21 protein-coding genes and 2 tRNA genes are annotated in these 19108 nt (G+C 29.0%); 16 read left to right on the forward strand and 7 right to left on the reverse strand.

Features of this window, described 5'->3' with window-relative positions; all coding sequences use genetic code 11:
- The first annotated feature begins 301 nt into the window (after nt 1-301).
- The 4 genes from L8X50_RS02870 (at nt 302) to L8X50_RS02885 (ending at nt 5142) form a co-directional block, all read left to right on the forward strand.
- Nucleotides 302-1714: an aspartate ammonia-lyase gene (locus L8X50_RS02870; RefSeq protein WP_220567042.1), complete on the forward strand. Its 1413-nt coding sequence runs from the start codon at nt 302-304 to the stop codon at nt 1712-1714.
- An 18-nt stretch (nt 1715-1732) separates the two neighbouring features.
- Nucleotides 1733-3067: an anaerobic C4-dicarboxylate transporter gene (locus L8X50_RS02875; RefSeq protein ID WP_133319185.1), complete on the forward strand. Its 1335-nt coding sequence runs from the start codon at nt 1733-1735 to the stop codon at nt 3065-3067.
- 93 nt (nt 3068-3160) lie between these two features.
- Nucleotides 3161-4504 (forward strand): TrkH family potassium uptake protein, encoded by a 1344-nt coding sequence (locus L8X50_RS02880; RefSeq protein ID WP_263660354.1) that lies wholly within the window; start codon nt 3161-3163, stop codon nt 4502-4504.
- Nucleotides 4501-5142, forward strand: coding sequence for a potassium channel family protein (locus tag L8X50_RS02885; protein WP_133319183.1), 642 nt, complete (start codon nt 4501-4503; stop codon nt 5140-5142). The genes L8X50_RS02880 and L8X50_RS02885 overlap by 4 nt, the downstream gene beginning before the upstream one ends.
- A 245-nt stretch (nt 5143-5387) precedes the next feature.
- Here the strand turns inward: L8X50_RS02885 and L8X50_RS02890 are convergent.
- Nucleotides 5388-5464, reverse strand: a tRNA-Met gene (locus L8X50_RS02890).
- Nucleotides 5465-5590: 126 nt separating this feature from the next.
- On the opposite strand from L8X50_RS02890, the gene L8X50_RS02895 reads away from it, so the two are divergent.
- Nucleotides 5591-6241: a putative metalloprotease CJM1_0395 family protein gene (locus tag L8X50_RS02895; protein WP_220567041.1), complete on the forward strand. Its 651-nt coding sequence runs from the start codon at nt 5591-5593 to the stop codon at nt 6239-6241.
- Here L8X50_RS02895 and L8X50_RS02900 read toward each other — a convergent pair.
- Nucleotides 6242-6329: transfer RNA gene (locus L8X50_RS02900), tRNA-Ser, on the reverse strand.
- Between the two features lie 53 nt (nt 6330-6382).
- Between L8X50_RS02900 and L8X50_RS02905 the strand changes: the two genes are divergently transcribed.
- The 4 genes from L8X50_RS02905 to L8X50_RS02920 are packed head-to-tail and all read left to right on the forward strand — an operon-like array spanning nt 6383 to nt 9907.
- Complete coding sequence (locus L8X50_RS02905; RefSeq protein ID WP_263660355.1) at nt 6383-7729, forward strand: hypothetical protein; 1347 nt, start codon at nt 6383-6385, stop codon at nt 7727-7729.
- Between the two features lie 9 nt (nt 7730-7738).
- Entirely contained in the window at nt 7739-8359 is a 621-nt protein-coding gene (lpoB, locus tag L8X50_RS02910; RefSeq protein WP_263660356.1) for a penicillin-binding protein activator LpoB, read from the forward strand.
- Entirely contained in the window at nt 8353-9228 is an 876-nt protein-coding gene (locus tag L8X50_RS02915) for a CsgG/HfaB family protein (protein WP_259443361.1), read from the forward strand. The genes lpoB and L8X50_RS02915 overlap by 7 nt, the downstream gene beginning before the upstream one ends.
- 1 nt (nt 9229) lies before the next feature.
- Nucleotides 9230-9907, forward strand: a complete 678-nt coding sequence (locus tag L8X50_RS02920; RefSeq protein WP_263660357.1) for a class I SAM-dependent methyltransferase — start codon at nt 9230-9232, stop codon at nt 9905-9907.
- Here the strand turns inward: L8X50_RS02920 and L8X50_RS02925 are convergent.
- Together L8X50_RS02925 and mutY are read right to left on the reverse strand one after the other, a co-directional pair.
- Nucleotides 9897-10748, reverse strand: coding sequence for a radical SAM/SPASM domain-containing protein (locus tag L8X50_RS02925; protein WP_263660358.1), 852 nt, complete (start codon nt 10746-10748; stop codon nt 9897-9899). The two genes, L8X50_RS02920 and L8X50_RS02925, sit on opposite strands and share 11 nt — an antisense overlap.
- Complete coding sequence (gene mutY / locus L8X50_RS02930; RefSeq protein ID WP_263660359.1) at nt 10738-11766, reverse strand: A/G-specific adenine glycosylase; 1029 nt, start codon at nt 11764-11766, stop codon at nt 10738-10740. The genes L8X50_RS02925 and mutY overlap by 11 nt, the downstream gene beginning before the upstream one ends.
- 89 nt (nt 11767-11855) lie before the next feature.
- On the opposite strand from mutY, the gene L8X50_RS02935 reads away from it, so the two are divergent.
- The 6 genes from L8X50_RS02935 (at nt 11856) to L8X50_RS02960 (ending at nt 16082) form a co-directional block, all read left to right on the forward strand.
- The gene (locus L8X50_RS02935) at nt 11856-12608 is read left to right on the forward strand and encodes an SIMPL domain-containing protein (protein WP_263660360.1); all 753 of its coding nucleotides are present in this window, start codon (nt 11856-11858) and stop codon (nt 12606-12608) included.
- 62 nt (nt 12609-12670) lie between these two features.
- Nucleotides 12671-13096: a DUF1104 domain-containing protein gene (locus tag L8X50_RS02940; protein ID WP_258108242.1), complete on the forward strand. Its 426-nt coding sequence runs from the start codon at nt 12671-12673 to the stop codon at nt 13094-13096.
- Between the two features lies 1 nt (nt 13097).
- Nucleotides 13098-13784 (forward strand): response regulator transcription factor, encoded by a 687-nt coding sequence (locus L8X50_RS02945; protein ID WP_263660361.1) that lies wholly within the window; start codon nt 13098-13100, stop codon nt 13782-13784.
- Nucleotides 13774-15081, forward strand: coding sequence for a sensor histidine kinase (locus tag L8X50_RS02950; protein ID WP_133319174.1), 1308 nt, complete (start codon nt 13774-13776; stop codon nt 15079-15081). The genes L8X50_RS02945 and L8X50_RS02950 overlap by 11 nt, the downstream gene beginning before the upstream one ends.
- Nucleotides 15082-15089: 8 nt before the next feature.
- The gene (ung, locus tag L8X50_RS02955) at nt 15090-15779 is read left to right on the forward strand and encodes a uracil-DNA glycosylase (RefSeq protein ID WP_220567033.1); all 690 of its coding nucleotides are present in this window, start codon (nt 15090-15092) and stop codon (nt 15777-15779) included.
- Nucleotides 15780-15827: 48 nt separating this feature from the next.
- Nucleotides 15828-16082 carry a zf-TFIIB domain-containing protein gene (locus L8X50_RS02960; RefSeq protein ID WP_133319172.1) on the forward strand — a complete coding sequence of 85 codons (255 nt, stop codon included), beginning with the start codon at nt 15828-15830 and terminating at the stop codon, nt 16080-16082.
- Between the two features lie 20 nt (nt 16083-16102).
- Here the strand turns inward: L8X50_RS02960 and L8X50_RS02965 are convergent, their stop codons facing one another.
- Together L8X50_RS02965 and L8X50_RS02970 are read right to left on the reverse strand one after the other, a co-directional pair.
- Nucleotides 16103-16939 carry an ATP-binding protein gene (locus tag L8X50_RS02965; protein WP_263660362.1) on the reverse strand — a complete coding sequence of 279 codons (837 nt, stop codon included), beginning with the start codon at nt 16937-16939 and terminating at the stop codon, nt 16103-16105.
- Nucleotides 16940-17005: 66 nt separating this feature from the next.
- Complete coding sequence (locus L8X50_RS02970) at nt 17006-17887, reverse strand: helix-turn-helix domain-containing protein (RefSeq protein WP_133319170.1); 882 nt, start codon at nt 17885-17887, stop codon at nt 17006-17008.
- Between the two features lie 109 nt (nt 17888-17996).
- Between L8X50_RS02970 and L8X50_RS02975 the strand changes: the two genes are divergently transcribed.
- A complete protein-coding gene (locus L8X50_RS02975; RefSeq protein ID WP_133319169.1) occupies nt 17997-18536 on the forward strand; it encodes a superoxide dismutase family protein in 540 nt (179 codons plus the stop codon).
- A gap of 28 nt (nt 18537-18564) precedes the next feature.
- Here L8X50_RS02975 and L8X50_RS02980 read toward each other — a convergent pair whose 3' ends face one another.
- On the reverse strand, nt 18565-19086 hold the full coding sequence (locus tag L8X50_RS02980) for a flagellar FLiS export co-chaperone (protein WP_133319168.1): 522 nt from the start codon (nt 19084-19086) through the stop codon (nt 18565-18567).
- Between the last annotated feature and the right edge of the window lie 22 nt (nt 19087-19108).

The raw sequence follows: 19108 nt of genomic DNA on the forward strand, positions 1-19108 counted from the left end.
GTGTTAAGATGATAGCTTATAATCAAATTATCTAAAAAATCATACCCATTACAATCATAACTTCAACAAATACTTCAAAAAAATATACAAAAAATAAATATAATTAATATCATTATAAATAAAATTATTTATAAAATATCCACTATTTAGAAAATGAATATCAATACTTTATATTATTTTATATATTTTTATTAAAATTAGAAAAAATTGGAAAATTTTATGAAACTTTTATAAAAAATTGTTATATAATACCTATTAAGTTCATAAACGAAACTTAAATAAAACCCACAAGGAGTACATCATGGGAACAAGAAAAGAACACGACTTTATTGGTGAGTTAGAAATTTCTGATGAAGTTTATTATGGAGTGCAAACTTTTAGAGCACTAGAAAACTTCAATATGAGTGGTAGAAGACTGCAAGATTATCCTTATTTTGTAAAAGCTTTTGCTCAAGTTAAAAAAGCAGCTGCTCTAGCTAACAAAGAAGTTGGAGTTCTTGATGCAGATAAAGCTGATGCTATTGCTAAAGCTTGCGATAGATTGATTGCTGGTGAATTTTTAGATCAATTTGTTGTGGATATGATCCAAGGTGGTGCTGGTACTAGCACAAATATGAACACTAACGAAGTTATCACAAATATTGCTCTTGAAAGTATGGGTCATAAAAAAGGAGAATATCAATACCTTCACCCAAATGATCATACAAATTTAGGTCAATCTACAAACGATACCTATCCAAGCTCAATCAAAGTAGCAACCTATGCAAAACTTAGTGATCTTTTAAAAGCTATGGAAGGCTTAAAAGCTGAATTAGAAGCTAAAGCTAAAGAATACAAAGATATCATCAAAATGGGTAGAACAGAACTTGAAGATGCGGTTCCTACAACCTTAGGAAACACTTTCAATGCTTTTGCTAGCTATATTAAAAGTGATATTGAAAAGATCACAGCAGCTCGTGAGTCAATGAGCTATTTAAATTTAGGTGCTACAGCTATTGGAACAGGAATTAACTGCCACCCTGATTATAAATTTGTGGTTGAGAAAAAATTAAAAGAAATCACTGGTGTTGATTTTAAACCTGCTGAAGACTTCATTGCAGCTACTCAAGATACAGCTGATTTTGTACATGTAAGTGGCGCATTAAAAACTGCAGCTGTAAGATTATCTAAAATCGCAAATGATTTAAGGTTGATGAATTCAGGTCCAAGATGCGGTCTAGCTGAAATTAGTTTACCTGCTATGCAACCAGGTAGTTCTATTATGCCAGGTAAAGTAAACCCTGTAATTTGTGAAGCAGTTGGCGAAGCTTGCTATGAAGTTATAGGTAATGATGTTACTATTATGCTTTGCTCTGAAAGAGGTGAATTTGAACTTAATGCTTTTGAGCCAGGCATTGCTTATGGGTTATTTAACTCGATCGTATTGCTTGAAAATGCAATGAAAACTTTAGCTGAAAAAGCTATTAAAGGATTAAAAGCAAATCCTGAAAACTGCAAAAAACTTGTATTAAATTCAATCGGAATCGTGACTGCATTTAATCCTATTTTAGGTTATGAAAAATCTGCAAGTATTGCAAAAGAAGCTCTAGAAACTGGAAAAGCAGTAGGTGATATTTGTCTTGAAAAAGGCTATTTACCAAAAGAAAAAATTGATGAGATTTTAACACCAGAAAATATGTTAAATCCTCATATGACAGAAAAAAGAAAAGCTTAATAACTTAGGAGTTTAATCATGGATATTATGATTATTTTACAACTTGTTGTCTTCCTTGGAGCAATATTCATAGGTATCCGCCTTGGCGGCATAGCAATAGGCTATGCCGGAGGTTTGGGTGTTGTTATTTTAGGTCTTGTTTTAGGCATGAAGCCAGGTAATATTCCTTGGGATGTTATTTTAATCATCGCTGCTGCTATTGCTGCGATTTCTGCAATGCAACAAGCAGGTGGCTTAGACTACATGGTAAAAGTTACTGAAAGAATTTTGCGTAAACACCCAAAATTCATTAATTATCTTGCACCAGCTTGCGGTTGGTTGCTTACTATTTTAGCAGGTACTGGTAATGCAGTATTTTCATTAATGCCTGTTGTTATTGATGTTGCAAAATCTCAAAATATTAAGCCATCAGCTCCACTTTCATTAATGGTTGTTGCTTCACAAATTGGTATTACAGCTTCTCCAGTTAGTGCTGCTGTTGTTTATATGACTGGTGTATTAGAGCCACTTGGCTGGAACTATCCTGCATTAATTGGAATTTGGATTGTAACTACTTTTGCTGCTTGTATGATTACAGCTTTTATTGTAAGTTTAATTACTCCAATGGATCTTAGCAAAGACCCTGTATATCAAGAACGCTTAAAAGCTGGTCTTGTAAAAAGTGCTTCAGATGTTTTACATAGTGAAGATAAACCGGGTGCAAAACTTTCAGTTGCTATATTTTTATTTACGGTATTAGCAGTTGTTCTTTATGCTACTGCAATTTCTAATAATATTAAATGGATTGATCCTGTAGTTATCCCAAGAGATGCTGCAATTATGAGCTTTTTATTAACTGCTGCAACTTTAATTACATTCTTATGTAAAGTTGAACCTGCAAAAATTTTAGATACAAGTGTATTTAAATCAGGTATGACGGCTTGTGTATGTGTATTTGGTGTTGCTTGGCTTGGAAATACTTTCGTTGCAGGCCATGAAGCAGGTATTAAAGAAGTAGCGGGTGAATGGGTTAAACAAACTCCTGCTATGCTTGCAGTTGCTTTCTTCTTTGCTAGTATGCTTTTATACTCTCAAGCAGCTACTGCAAAAGCTATTGTTCCAGTTATCGTTGCTGCATTAGGAATTTCAGCTACAAATCCTGCAGATTCTTATATGCTAGTTGCTTGTTTTGCTGCTGTTTCAGCACTTTTTGTACTTCCAACCTATCCTACTTTATTAGGTGCAGTTCAAATGGATGATACAGGTACAACAAGAATTGGAAAATTTATATTTAATCACGCATTCTTTATCCCGGGTGTATTAGCTATTGCTATTGCTGTTTCATTAGGATTTTTAGCAGTAGGAATGCTTTAATGCTCTTACTTTCCGCTTTTAGCGGAAAGTTTTCTTCTTTTACTTATTAACTAATTTTAAGTAGAATATTTTTTTAATTTTTAAAGAAATAAAATGGCAAAATTATCTTTAGATAGAAATAATATAAGAATCTTATTTATAGGTTATATACTTATAGCTCTTTTTGGCACTTTCATCCTTATGCTACCCATTATGCACACTAAACCAATATCTTTTTTAGATGCATTTTTTACTAGTGCTTCAGCTGTAAGTATGACAGGACTCATTGTGCTAAATACTTCATTAGATTTTAGTTTTTATGGACAGCTTGTTATTTTACTACTTATCCAAATAGGTGGTTTAGGTTATATGAGTATAGCCATGGCTTTATATATTTTAGTACGGAAAAAGATGAGTTTTGGGGAAAAAAATCTTTTAAGAGAATCCTTAATTTATCCTGGTGCTGATGGGCTTGTAGGATTTTTGAAAAAGGTTTTATTTTTTGTATTTGCTATTGAAATTGTTGGTGCTGTTTTATTATTTTTAAGATTTAAATTAGATATGAATTTAACTGATGCTCTATGGGCTAGTATTTTTCACTCCATTTCTGCTTTTAATAATGCAGGTTTTAGCATATTTGAAAGTGGCTTAATGCCTTATAGGGATGATTTTTGGATTAACTTTATCATTACCTCTTTGATTATTATTGGCGGTTTGGGCTATTTTGTATTGCTAGAATTATACTTTTTTTCAAAAAAACGCTTTGCTAGTCTAAGTCTGCATACAAAGCTTGTTTTAATTTCCACTATTATACTAATCATTTTTGCAAGTTTGATTGTGTTTTTATTTGAATATCACAACCCAAAAAGCATAGGAGAATTTTCTCTTTTTGATAAAATTATGAGTGCATATTTTACAGCGGTAAATTACCGAACTGCAGGATTTAACACTCTTGATCTTAGCACCTTTAAGGATGCAAGCTTATTTTTTGGATCTTTGTTTATGATTGTAGGTGGTGCACCAGGTGGAACTGCAGGGGGCATTAAAGTAACTACTATTGCGGTACTATTAATTTATGCATATTGGAGTATTAAAGATAGTAATACAAGAATTTTTAACTTTGAAATTCCAAGCGAAACTATTAATAAAGCTTTCATTATAGCAGTAAGTTCAATTGTTTATATTATTACCTGCGTGTTGCTTTTATCTTTGATTGAAGATGATAAAAGTTTTTTACCTTTGCTTTTTGAAACAAGTTCAGCATTTGCCACAGTAGGTGTTTCAGTTGGCGATGGTGGGACCTTATCACTTAGTGCGCTTTTTAGCTCCGAAAGCAAACTTATTGTTATTTTACTAATGCTTAGCGGTAGAGTGGGCGTGCTTGCGTTTTTATTTAGTATATTTTTTAAAGAAAAAGAAAAATATTTAAATTACCCAAAAGGAAAAATCATACTATGAAAAAAGAAACTTATGGTATTATAGGACTTGGAAGATTTGGCTCTGTTTTAGCAAAAGAACTTATTGACCAAGGCAAAAGAGTTATTGTTTCAGATATTGATGAAGAAGCTGTTAAAGAGTTGCAAGATCATGCGGATTTTGCTTATATCTTAGATTCTACTCACACCATAGCTTTGAAAGAAGCGGGCTATTCAAATGCTGATGTTGTCATACTTAGTATAGGTGAAAATCTAGAATCAAGCATACTTACCTTCATGGCCTTAAAAGAAATAGGGGTAAAAAATATCATAGCTAAAGCAAATTCTTCTACACATGGACAAATTCTTTCAAAACTTGGGGTTAATAAAGTCATCTATCCTGAAAAAGAATCTGCAAAGCGTTTGGCTAAAATTCTTATCACTAATCCAAATTTTGAAATCATAGATCTTTCAGCCAACACCATAAAGGTAGCAAAACTTTTAATCGATGAGAATTTAGCGGGGAAAACTTTGCAATCCATTGGACAAAATTTAAAAGTCATTGCACACAAACAACATGATACTTGGAGCATTATGCCAAATCTAGAAAATACCGCTTATTTAAACGATATATTAATGCTACTTGGCACTCAAGAAGAACTTAATCAATATGATTATTGAAGATTTTAAATGCTACTTTTACTTTGCACTATCAATATGATAAATCTAGAAAAGAAACTCTAGTGCACGGCTACACAGACCCAATCCATATACTAGGTCACTAAATTTTTAATGTCCTTGTAAAATAAGGGCATTAAAACCATACAATAAATTAAATATAATCAAAAAACTATACTTATAAGCATTCTTGAAAGCTAATTTACAAAATATAAAAAATAAATATAACATTAAAAAGATATTTTAAGTGGTGTCAAGGGGGAGACTTGAACTCCCGACCTCCGGCTTATGAGACCAGCGCTCTAGCCAGCTGAGCTACCCTGACATAAAAAGAAGTTAAAATTATACTTTATTTTGCTTAACATTTTATAAAATACTTATTTTATAAATTTTATATATTTTTTAACTTTTTTGTGCTAAAAATATGAAATTATATTTAAAAAGGATTTTAATGCAAATTAGCTCAAGTTATGGCGGTGCCTTTTATACGCAAAATCCTTATCAAAACAAAGACAAAGAACAAACAAAAGAAAATATTTCTGAAAAAGAAAACCCACAGCAAACAAAAGAAAATAAAAACGATCAAGAAAAAGATGAAAAAACTCAAAAAGTTAATGGTAAAGACTTAAGTAGTGAAGAAGTAAAACAGGTACGAGAGCTTGAAAAAATCGACAGAGAAGTAAGGGCTCATGAAGCAGCCCACCAAGCAGCAGGTGGAGCCTTAGCAGGAGCTGCAAGTTTTGGCTATACAAGAGGTCCTGATAATAAAATGTATGCAGTTGAAGGAGAAGTGCCTATAAGAATGCAAAAAGGCAATACTCCTGAAGAAACTATAGCCAATGCTATGCAAGTAATTGCTGCAGCTATGGCACCAGCTGATCCTAGTCCCCAAGATTATAAAGTAGCAGCTAATGCTATGCAAATGCAAAATGATGCACGCACCGAGCAAGCTAAAATAAAAGCAGAAGAATCAAAAGCTCAAAACGATAAAAATAAAGACGAAGACGATAAAAAAGCAAATCCAAATTCTAAAGCCATAAAATCATACACACAAAATTCATCACAAGATTACATAGGAAGTCAGTATAATAAAAGTGCATAGTGGCAGAGAGGAAGGGATTCGAACCCTCGGTGAGTTACCCCACACACGCGTTCCAGGCGTGCTCCTTCGACCACTCGGACACCTCTCTAAAAATGAAAATTATAACTTATTTTTTTAAATTTATACTAAAAAAGGGATTTTATGAAGCTTTTTTACTCTTGTTTTTATCTTTTTATTTTACTTTTTTTAAGTGCTTGTTCAAATCATGCTAATGTTAATTTATCTTATGAAAAAGCCTTTGTAAACAAACAATGCGATGAAAATACTTTAACTTTAAAAAATGCAGACAAAGACACTATATACACAGGGTTAAATTTAGCCTCTTTAGCAAGAGTTTGTAAAGATTATGAAAAAAGTAATGCTTTTTTTGATAAAGCAGAAGAGGCTTACAAATATGATGTAGATTTACAAAACGGGCTTCAGAAAGCCACAAGAAATTTTAGCGAAATTTTACTTAATGACACCATCAATGATTATCAAGGTTATTTTTATGAAAGGATTATGCTAAATACCTACAAAGGTTTAAATTATATGAGCTTGGGAGATTTTAAAAATGCAAGAGTAGAGTTTAACAGAGCTTTATACAGACAAGATAGAATGAAAGAATATTTTTATGATTATATACAAAAAGCTCAAGAAGAATACCAAAAAGAGCTTCAAAAAGATAAAAAAACATATGCGAGTTTTAAGCAAAATTTAAACCCTATCTATAAACAATATGACAATCTTCTTAGCACATTTAGCGCAAATAAAAATTATACTAATATCTATGCTAGTTATCTTAGTGCTTTATTTTTCTTTTTTGATAAAGATTATATTAAAGCTTATGATCTTTTAAAAGAAGTAGCATTAAGCGATGTAAAAAACAAACAACTTCAAAAACAATTTCAAGTATTTGAAAAATTCACTCATTTAAAAACATCCTTCCCTCAACAAAAATATATTTTTATCATTTATGAAGATGGTTTTAGTGCTACAAAAGAAGAATTTGATCTTACCCTGCCATTTGTTTTTAATGATAATCTTGCAAATATTAGTGTAGCTTTTGCTTATTTAAAATCAAGAAATGCTTCTTATAAATTCTTGCAAAGTCAAGATGAAAAAACACAAAATTTAATTTATTTTGATGATATTATAGCAAGTGAATTTAAAACTCTTTTACCCTCTATGGTGATGAAAACCCTAGCCTCAAGCGCTCTTAAAACTTCAATTAATTTAGCCATAGCTAATAATGATTCTAGTGGATTTTTATCATTTATTAGCACTGTTAGCACTGCTTTAATCAATAAAGCAGATCTTAGAATGTGGCAAGCTTTACCAAAAAGTGCTAGTATTTTAATGCTAAAAAATGAAGGTTTAGTTAAAATTTATAATGATAAAGAAAAAATAATCTTTGAAGATGAGCTGGAAAAAGATAAAAATTATATTGTGCTTATAAGATCTTTTGTGCCAAATTCAAATATTATTTACAAAATTAAAGAAAAATAAGGAGATAAAATGAAAAAAAGTTTATTTTTTATGGTTTTTGCGATTTTGATTTTCAGCGCTTGTTCTTCACAACCAAAATATACTGATGGTAAAGCTTCGCAAAAAGTTCAAGGAAACGCACTTACTTTAGGACTTGATAGAGAAGATTTTGAAAAAACTGCTGAAGATATGATACAAAGCTTGCTTAGTGATCCTGCTTTTGCAAATTTAAATAGCTCTAATAGAAAAGTTATTGCCATAGGAAAAATCATCAATGACACTCCGCAAAGAATAGACACAGATAAACTCACTTCAAAAATTACCATAGCATTAAGAAAATCTGGTAAATTTATACTAACAACCGCTGTAGCAGCAGGTGGAGCAAAAGATAGTTTATCTCATGATGTAAGAGATTTAAGAGACAATGAAGAATTTAATCAAAATTCCATAGCCAAAAAAGGCACACTTTTGGCCCCAAATTTCTCACTTTCTGGTAAAATCAGACAAGATACCGTTAAACTTTATAATGGCAAAATCCAAACTGAATATTTTTTCCATTTAATTCTTACAGATTTAACTAGCGGTTTAGCTTTTTGGGAAGATGAAAAAACTATTGATAAAACAGGTAAAAGCAAGAGTGTAACATGGTAAAAAAACTACTAATTCTTTTTTTTGCTCTTGTTTGTTTTTGTCAAGCACAAAGCGCTTTAAACAAAGAAAGTTATGGTGAGGGTTTTGGAAATACAAGAAGTGAAGCAATAAAAAATGCTATCAATGAAGCTCTTGGGAAAATGGAGGGCTTAAAACAAGTTAAGCTTAAAAAATTCGAATTTAGCTTTAATGGAAATTTCAATATAGGTTATGATGAAGAAATAGACTTAGTTAGCAATGGAGTTTTTAATAGCTATGATATTAAATCTTTAACTCAAACAAATCAAAATGAATTCCATGCAAAAGTTGTGATTTACAAAAAACTTTATAGTGAAAAAAATCTTGAAGATAAAAGTTCGCTAATTATCATCAATAAAGTTAAAGATGAACTTTCGGCTAAATTTGAACAAGAGCTTTTAAGCGTTTTGCTCCAAAGTAAAAAATTTAGAATTTTAGATAGAGCAAATCTTGATCTTTATAATCAAGAAAAATCTTTACTTATAAAAAATGCAAGCGATGATGAACTTGTTAAGCTTTATAATGTTTTAGGGGCTGATTTTTTACTTATTTTAAACCCTAAAATAACACAAACACAAAATGAAATTAACACTCAAACTTATAATATTAACATTGATTATCGTTTGATAGAATTTGCTACAACTCAAATCAAAGCTTCCAATACCCTAGAATTTAAAATGAGTTCTACAAGCAAATCAAGCAAACAAAAAGCCCTTAGAGGTATAGCTACAAAAATTACCGAAGATATTTTTAAACATTCTAAAGACAATGACAAAGAAGAAGAAATAGAACATGGTTTGGATGCAAACTATCAAATCAACAATGAAGGTGGAGTTAATTTAGGTTTTTAAAATGCAAAAAGCATGGGATATTAATGCAAAATTTTGGGATATACAAATGGGAGATGATTCTAATGAATTTCATAAAAAAGTTGTGCGTCCTAAAGTTGAAGAATTGTTAAACATACAAGATGATGATTATATTCTAGATATTGCTTGTGGAAATGGAAATTTTTCCGCTTATATGTGCAAAAAATACAACATAAATGTTTATGCTTTTGATTATAGTGATCAAATGATAAAATTAGCAAAACAAAGATGGAAAAATTTTCTACATAAAATTCATTTTCAAACCATAGACGCTAGCGATGAATTGACTTTGCAAAATTTAGCTAAAAAACACACCTTTAGCAAAGCTGTTTCAAATATGGCTATCATGGATATGGAAAATATCCAGCCCTTATTTAAAAGTCTTTATTTTCTACTAAAAGAAAATGGAATTTTTGTTTTTGCTACTCAACATCCTTGTTTTGTAACATTAACTAAAAAATATCTTAGTCCGCATAATTATCTTGGGTATGTATTTGAAAAACAACCTGTAAAACATCACTACTACCACCGTTCTTTGGAAGAAATTTTCAACACTTGTTTTAAAAATGGTTTTATTATAGATGGATTTTTTGAAGAACCTTTTTTAGATGAAGAATTTCCTGAAATTATAATTGTCCGAGCAAGGAAAATCAGTTTTTAAATTGCAAAAACTCACATCTTTTGCAAAGATCAGCTTTTAAAATTCCTTGCTTAAAGCCTTCTTTTAATTCTATATATAAAGACGAATTTAAAAGCTCGCTAAAATCTTTTTCAAAACAATTTCCAAGTTTTATATCCCCTTTAGTATCCAAACAACAAGGCACTAAAGTTCCATCGCTTAAAATAGCAATTTGTCCATTTAAAGCATGACAACACCCATTCTCCCTAATAACCTCATCTTTCAAAGAAGGCCATTTAAAAAGCCTAGCTTGGTGTAATATAACATGCCTTTCTAGGCGATTTTTAGTTTTTTGCTTTTGAATTTTTACTTTAAAATTTTGCTCTAAAAAATCATAAATTTTCTCATTTTCTAAAGGTGGGTTGAAATTTTTATCTAAATTCCAAAGTCTTAAATTGATAAAAGAATTGTTTTTATTTTCCAAGTGCAAAAAAATAAGTTTTAAAACAGGCTCAAAGTATTCTTTTAAACTCATTCTACTTTGAGATAAAAAAGCACCCAAAGAAATATTGATTTGTCGTATGTTTTTAGAATCTAAAACAAGTTTTATTTTCTCATCATCAAAATAAAACCCGCTTGTAGTAAGTTCTATTTGCATATTAAATTTAAAAGCTATTTTTAAATACTCTTTTAAATTTAAAATCCTTAAAGGATCTCCAAGCACATGAAAAGTAAAAAGCTTGGCATGACTATGCACACTTTTGCAAATTTTTTCAAAATTTTCAAGGTTCATTTGTTTTCTTTGCGCTTTTTGGCTAGGACAAAAATCACATTTTAATCCACAAATATCACTTAATTCTATATAAATTTTCTCAAAATGCATAATCACTCTTTTTAAAAAGCTCAAACGCCTTTAGGGCAAGTTTTGAAAGTGCAAGATGTTCTAATTCTTTATAAGAAAATGCTTTTACTTTTAAATCTTCAAAATCATCATCTTTTAAAAAATACACCTTGGCATTAATTTTATATTTGGTGTAAGAGTGTTTAAATTCACCTATAAATTTTGCATTTTTTTCTTTATTGTATTCTAAAAAATTATACATATTAAAATATAGCTTTTCTTTGCTTTTGATAAGCAAAAACTGCTCATTTTTTTGCACTATGAGTATATTTAAAATAATATTTTCATATTGAGTTTTTTTAGATACATGAAATTTTTCATATTCATTTTTTCCACTACAAAAACTCTCTATGGGGCAAAGCTTGCATTTTGCATTTTTAGGTAAACAAATCAAAGCCCCTATATCCAACAAAGCTTGATTATGATCAAATGCATTATCATAGTTTAAAAACTCTTTTGCTTTTTGCGTTAAAAGTTTAGAGTTTGGATTTTGCAAACTATAAAATCTACTCAAAACTCTTTTAATATTTGCATCCACAAAAGCTTTAGCTTGTAAAAAACCAAAACAAGCTATAGCACCAGCTGTATATTCTCCAATACCAGGAAGTTTTTGAAGCTCTTTTATGTCAAATGGTAATTTTGCATTAAATTCTTGCACACAAATTTTTGCACATTTATGTATATTCCTAGCTCTAGTATAATACCCAAGTCCTTGCCAAGCTTTTAAAACCTCATCTTCGCTTGCCATAGAAAGCGCTTTTAAAGAAGGAAATTTAGCTAAAAACTGAAAATAATAATTTTGCAAAACACTCTTTACTTGAGTTTGTTGTAACATAATCTCGCTAATATAAACAGCATAAGCATTGTCAATATTTTTTAGCTTTTTTAAATCATCCTCGCTACCATATTTTCTATATTCTTTATGCAAAATACGCCAAGGAAGGTTTTTTCTACCATTCTCGTTATACCATTTTAAAATACTTTCATGAATTTTTCGCATTAAAACTTTCTTTGTTTTTAAAAATTATACAATCTATTCTTAAAAGCTTTATGTTAAAATTAAAAAAATATTTTTAAAAAGGAGTAAAAATGAAAAGTTTTTTAAAAGGTTTAGGATTAGGATTACTTTGTTTAGTATTGTTTGTACTAGGAGTAGTTTTTAATACTGAATTTTTAGGTTTAAAAAATCATAATAAACAAAATGTAGAATTTTCAAGAAATATAGAAGTATCAAATGAAATCATGCCAAATGTTTTTAATGCTGTTTTAAATTTTAGCGCGAGCGAAGAACTTAGTAAAAAAACTATCATCTCTAGTGATGAAAAAAATCATATTGCTAAAACTTTCAAAGAAATTTCAGATCGTATTGCCAAAGAAGACTATTGTAAAGGTGGAAGTTATACTTTAGAGCCAAGTTATAATTATTATCAAGGAGTAAAAACACTTAATGGGTATAGATTGTATTCTAATTTCACTTGTCAAATCCCACAAAATAAAAATAAAGACTATGAAAATCTTATAAAAGATATAGAAAATATCAGCAATACTAATACTTTAATTTCTTTTAATACTAAAGCCTTGCAAGCAGGATTTGACGAAGCAACCTTAGAAGCAAACAAAGAAGATTTATACGATCTTGCGCTTAAAAAAGCTTTTGAAAAAGCTCAATATTATTCTAAAACTTTAACAAAAACTTGCATAGTAAAAAATGTTCATTTTGATAGTTGTAATATCAAATACAATTCTCCAAGTTTAGCAGCTAGTGCAGATAGTGTAGTGCTTCCTGTTATTAAAAATGAAAAGCAAAGCTTAAAAGCTAATGTGCTTTTTGTTTGTCAATAAATTTTATTTTGGCTTTATCTTGGGTTTTTATAATTTCTCATCATTAATTTAAAGGAGAAAAAATGAAAAAAATTATAGGTTTATTTATTATGGGTTCTTTAGCAGCCTCTTTAGCATTTAGTGCTGATTTTTCCAAAAAAAGCAATGATGAAATTTTAAATCTTGCAAAAAGCGTAAAAGCACAAGATCAAGCTGACTTAATTATAGAAATGAAAAAGAGAATGAATGAGATGAAATACAAAGACGCAAAAGTTTTTCATCAACAATTTAAAAGTAACTTACGCGAAAACATCTCTAAACTTTCTCCTCAAGAAAGAAGTCAAAGAAAGGCTATCGTTCAAGAAGATATGCAAAAACTAACCGATGAAATGAGTGGCAAAGAAATACGAGATTTAAATTTACATCATTATAATAAAAATGAACACAAAGCCCATAAAATGAATCATCAAGGGCATGGTGCAAATCATGGAAATTGCTCAATGAGATAAAATGGCAGCAAAAATTCTACTCTTAGAAGATGATTTAAGCTTAAATGAAATCATCAATGAAGCCTTAAGCGATGAAGGTTTTAAAGTCTCTTGTGTATATGATGCACAAGAGGCACTAGAAAAAGCTTATGAAGAAAATTTTGATCTTTGGATTTTTGATGTTAAAGTTCCAAAAGGCAATGGTTTTGAAGTATTAAAGGAATTAAGAGAAAGTGCTAAAAACACTCCTGCTATATTTTTAACTTCTTTATCCATGCTTGATGATGTAAAACAAGGATTTTTATCAGGTTGTGATGATTATATTAAAAAGCCTTTTGATGTTGATGAGTTAATTATCCGTGTAAAAAATATCATTAAAAGAAATTTTAGTCATCAAAAGGAAGACTTAATCTTACTTAGCTCTTCAAAAAATATTTCTTTTGATCCTATCAATAAAACCCTTTATCAAAATGGAGAAATTATCAACCTAACTAATAAAGAAAAAGAACTCCTAGCTTTACTTTTAAAAAAACGCCCTCATTTTGTAAATATAGAAACTATTTTTGACGAAATTTGGAGTTTAGATGAAGAGCCTGTGATTATGAGCCTTAGGGTGTATATCAAAAATTTAAGAAAAATTCTTGGTAAAGACCTTATCATCAATCAAAGAAATATAGGCTATGCCATTAGGCTAGAAAATGAAAAGTGAAAACTTTAATAATACCATTTTTAAAATTCTAGCCCTTTATATCATCACAAGTGGCATATTTTTAACGATTTTTTTTATTACTTTTTATCAAAAAGAAGCAAATTATATACGATTAAATCAAATCACACACTCATACACTCACTATAATTATATTTTACAAAATATCATTGAAGCAAGACACGATAAAAATTTATTAAACGAAGATGATTTTTCTTATATTTCTAAAAAAATAAATACTCAATTTGCTATTGTTGCAAACAATCAAATCATTTTTAGTAATTTAACTTTTGATGCTTTAAAAATATTAACACAGCTTAAAGAAAACAACTTTATTTACAACGAAAACAAAAGATTATTCATAGATTTTTCAAGGATTAGAAATCTTAATACTTATATAGATACGAGTAATTTAAGAAAGCCAAAACACCATTCTCATTTTTTGAGACATAAAAATATCCATATCATTATAGAAACGGAAGATCTTGGCTTTAAAAAAGAACAATACCGCAAAGATAACTACAATAATTTAGATATTAACGATTATGCTAATGAACTTTGGAAACTAAAATTAAAAACTATTTTTTATACACTTATATGTATTTTACTACTTGCTATAATTGCTTATATACTCATCTTGCTTGTTTTTAAAAATATCAAAGAACAATTTAAAACACTCAATGATTTTATTAAAGATACCACACATGAAATTAACACGCCTTTGAGCGTGATTTTAGCTAGTATTAAAAAATTTGATGATACAAATTTAAATCCAAATAACACTAAAAAACTAAATCATATCAAACTAGCAAGTAAAAATTTAAATCATATCTATCAAAACCTCATAGCCTTAAATTTTTTCTTACAAAAAGAAAATACAAAAGAAGATATAAATTTAAAAGAGCTTTTAGAACAAAGATTGGAATACTTTGACACTTTAATCTCTCAAAAAAATCTCATCATTGAAAAAGAGCTTTTAGAGCAAAATTTCTATGCAAATAAAGAAGAAATGCAAATTTTACTTGACAATCTTTTAAGCAATGCCATAAAATACACCAATACTAATAAAAAAATCTTTATTTGTTTAAAAGAAAAAACACTTAGTATTAAAGATGAAGGTCAAGGTATGAGCACTAAAGAAATTACTCAAATTTTTACACGCTACAAACGCTTTAATCAAGACCAAGGTGGTTTTGGCATAGGCTTAAATTTAGTCAAACAAATAGCCGATAAAAACAATATCAACATAAAAGTTTTGAGTAAAAAAGATAAAGGAAGTGAATTTATACTTTCTTGGTAGGGATAAAAATGGAAATTTGCTTAGAAAAAATTAAAATAGATAACGCTTGGAAGGAATTTTTAAAAGAAGAGTTTTTAAAACCTTATTTTTTAGAAATAAAAACTCATTATATCAATGCTTTAAATGAAAGAAAAACTATATATCCACCCGCGAATTTAATCTTTAATGCTTTTAATCTAACCCCTTTACAAGATTTAAAAATCATACTTTTAGGACAAGATCCTTACCACAACCCTCATCAAGCCATGGGTTTGAGCTTTAGCGTGCCAATGGGTGTTAAAATTCCCCCATCTTTACTTAATATCTATAAAGAATTGCAAGATGATTTGAACATCCCTATAGCAAAACATGGTGATTTAAGTAAATGGGCTAAACAAGGAATTTTACTTTTAAATTCTATTTTAAGTGTAGAAGCAAATAAACCTGCTTCACATGCACATTTTGGTTGGCAAAAATTTACCGATGCGGTTATATCAAAACTTAGCAATGAAAAAGAAGGATTGATATTTTTACTTTGGGGAAATTATGCTAAAAATAAAAAAAATTTAATCAACCCTCAAAAACACTTTATCCTAGAAGCAGCACATCCTTCGCCTTTAGCAAGAAATGCTTTTTTAGGTTGCAAGCATTTTTCAAAAAGTAATGAAATTTTATCAAAACTTGGTAAAAGTCTTATTGATTGGAATTTAAACCCTTAATTTACTTAAAACTTATATACTTTCAAAAATTTTCAAAAAAGGAATACAATGACTTGTCCAGTTTGTGTAAATACTGACTTATTGATGAGCGAAAGAAATGGAGTTGAAATTGATTATTGTCCAAAATGCCGTGGTGTTTGGCTTGATCGTGGTGAGCTTGATAAAATCATAGAAAGAAATTCTTCTCAAAGTACACAACAACCTCAACAACAAAATTATAACCAACAAGCAAACTACCATCATAATAACGGCTATAAATACAAGAAAAAAGAAAGTTGGCTTGGGGAATTATTTGACTTTTAAGCCCAAAGGCTTAAAAGTTTTTATATTTTTACTTTAATTAAAGCATTTTCTGCCATTTTTGGCACCCATAAATACTCACCATCAAAAAACATATCTGCAGGACCTTTTATAGAAGCCAAATCAAGTTTTATTTCTTTATTATCTTTTAGAGTATAAATATATCCTTGAAGATTTTTACCCCAACTTGACACTAAAAGATTTTTATTTTTATCATACACAATGCCATCAAATTGTTCTATTTTTTTGCTTAATTCTTGAATTTTCTTTGAATTTAAATCAATACTAATGATTTTCCCACCTGCTTTATCACTTGGATCATAACCTGCTACAAATAAAGTATTTTTATCTATTAACAATCCATTTGGGCCACCATATTTTGAATCTAAATGGATAAAGTTTTCATATTTTTTATCCTTTAAAAATACTTTGTGGATGTATCCTGTACCTGTGTCACTAACTAATAATGTGTCATTATTTAACACAGCAATATCATTTAAAAATACCGCATTTTTTATAGGAAGTTTGAAAATTTCTTTTTTATTTTTTATATCAAAGCCATATAAAATATCAATATCAACCACATATAAAACATCACCTATTTTAGACATACCTTTTGGAGCATTAAGACCTTTTATAAATTCTAATTCCAAAATTTTTCCATCTTTATCTAATTTTGAAATAAAACCATCATTGTCTTTATTTAATGGAGTTAGCTCTTTTCCTACATTAGATACATAAACTGCATTTTTATCTACATATACACTTTCAGGATGTGCAAAACCTTTAAATTCTTGAACCTCTAAAGCATTTGCACCGCAAAATGCAAATAAGGCCAAAGTTAAAATACTTTTTTTCATAATTGTTACCTTTCTTAAATTTTATTAACAAATTCTAATAAAAAACCAAAATAAAATCTATCATTTTTAAGATAAAAAATATAAGTTTTTTGACTTTTGTTCTTGTTTTGGGGTAATGCCATATCTTTTTTTATATCTTGCTATAAACCAAGCAGGAGAATTAAATCCAAGTTCATAACAAATTTGAGTGATATTTTTTGTAGAAAATTCAAGTAAAAATTTAGCTCTTTCAAAACGCTTGTTATCAAGCCATTCTTTAGGAGTAATACCAAAACTTTGTTTAAAATTACGACTAAAACTTGCTATATCCATTTTACTAAATTTGGCCATAGAAGCTACGCTTTCAAAGTCATTTTGACAATATGCAAACATCTTATAAAGCTCTAATTTAAAACCACTTAAAATGGCTTTTAAAAAAGCTAAAAACTCTGCATTATCTTCACTATATAATAAAGACAAAAACAATTCTTCAAATTTTAATCTAAGCAGATATTCATTTTTCTCATTAAATTCATTTATACAAGGTAAGAAAGACTCGAAAATACCTTTAGTTATCAGATTAGTTTTTAAGCTAAATAAACTTTTAGCATATTTTGGAGAATCTAATTTACAAATTAATTCTTGATATTTAAAAATAAGTTCTATTAAAATACTTTCCTTAAAACACAAAATAATAGATTCATATATATTTTCATCATTTAAATAGTCTCTAATGGAAAAAGAATTTTTTGTAAAAAACACAAGCTCATCTTTTTTTACATTAAACTGATTATCCATAGTATAAATACTTTTAGAACCTTTTAAAATAAATACTAAAGCATAATCTTTAAATACAACTTCTTGATTTTTATCATTTGAAAAATCTTTTTGATACCAACATAAAGAAAAAAAAGTATTTTTCAAAACATTTTGACTGATTTTTTCAAGATCTTTTGGAAAAATTAACATATATACCTTTTTATAAGTTTTTTGATTATTTATATAATACAATAAAAAATATTTTTTATTAAGAATTTATGTTACAATATAATTAATTTCAATTAAAAAAGGAGAAAAAATGAAAAAAATCATTCTAGGTTCTTTACTAGCATCAAGCTTTTTATTTGGAGCAAATTTAGAAAATTTTAATCCAAAAGCACAAAAAGATCATTTAGTTATCAAAATGGAAATTCTTGATAAAAAAGCTAATAAAGATGCAGGCGAAGTTGTAGCAGTACAAACTCCTTATGGGGTAGCATTTTATCCAAATCTTAAAGGTTTAGAAAGTGGAATTCATGGCTTTCATGTTCATGCAAATGCTGATTGTGGAGCAACTGATAAAGGTTTAGGTATGAAAGCAGGTGGACACTGGGATCCTGAAAAAACAGATGCTCACTCAAGCCCATGGGATGATAAAGGTCACAAAGGGGATTTACCACCACTTTATGTAGAAAAAGATGGTAAAGCAACTAACCCTGTATTAGCACCAAAAATCAAAACTCTTGATGAGCTTAAAAATCATGCTCTAATGATACATTTTGGAGGAGACAATCACAGCGATCATCCTGCAGCACTTGGCGGTGGCGGTGCTAGAATGGCATGTGGTGTTATAAAATAAAAATCTAAAGGCTTTTTAGCCTTTAGTGTTATTTAAAAAGCTTAGTAAAATCAAAATCACCCATAAAATCATGGCTTGATCCGCCAAAACTTTGACTAGGACTATAAGTAGCAATAGCCACTGCAAGCTCACTAAGCATAGAAGCTATTTCTTCTCTTTTATCGACTATATAAGCTTTCATACCTTCATAATCACTAGTTTCTAAAATTTTTAAAGGATTATAAATTTCAAAAGCAAATGCCTTTGAACCAACATTTACATTATAATTATTATCAAATAAAGCATTACCTAAAAATGAGCAATTATCTACTATTTTTAAACTTTCACTAGCAATTAAAACTTTATCTTGCACATCTTCATAGTTTTTATCTTCTAGAAGTTTTGAAATTTTTTTCAATGAGGAATCTAAAATTTGCAAAGCACCTATAAAGTCATTAGCATCAGTAATATCTTCACTAAATTTTTGCGTTTGATGTTTTAAATTTGCACCATCTATACTTGAACCTACTTGTCCTAAATGTTTTTGTAAGATTTCTAATTCATCTCTCATAATACACCTTCCTTGTTATTGC

The organism is Campylobacter sp. CNRCH_2013_0898h (assembly GCF_025772965.1).
Taxonomy (GTDB): Bacteria; Campylobacterota; Campylobacteria; order Campylobacterales; family Campylobacteraceae; genus Campylobacter_D; species Campylobacter_D lari_D.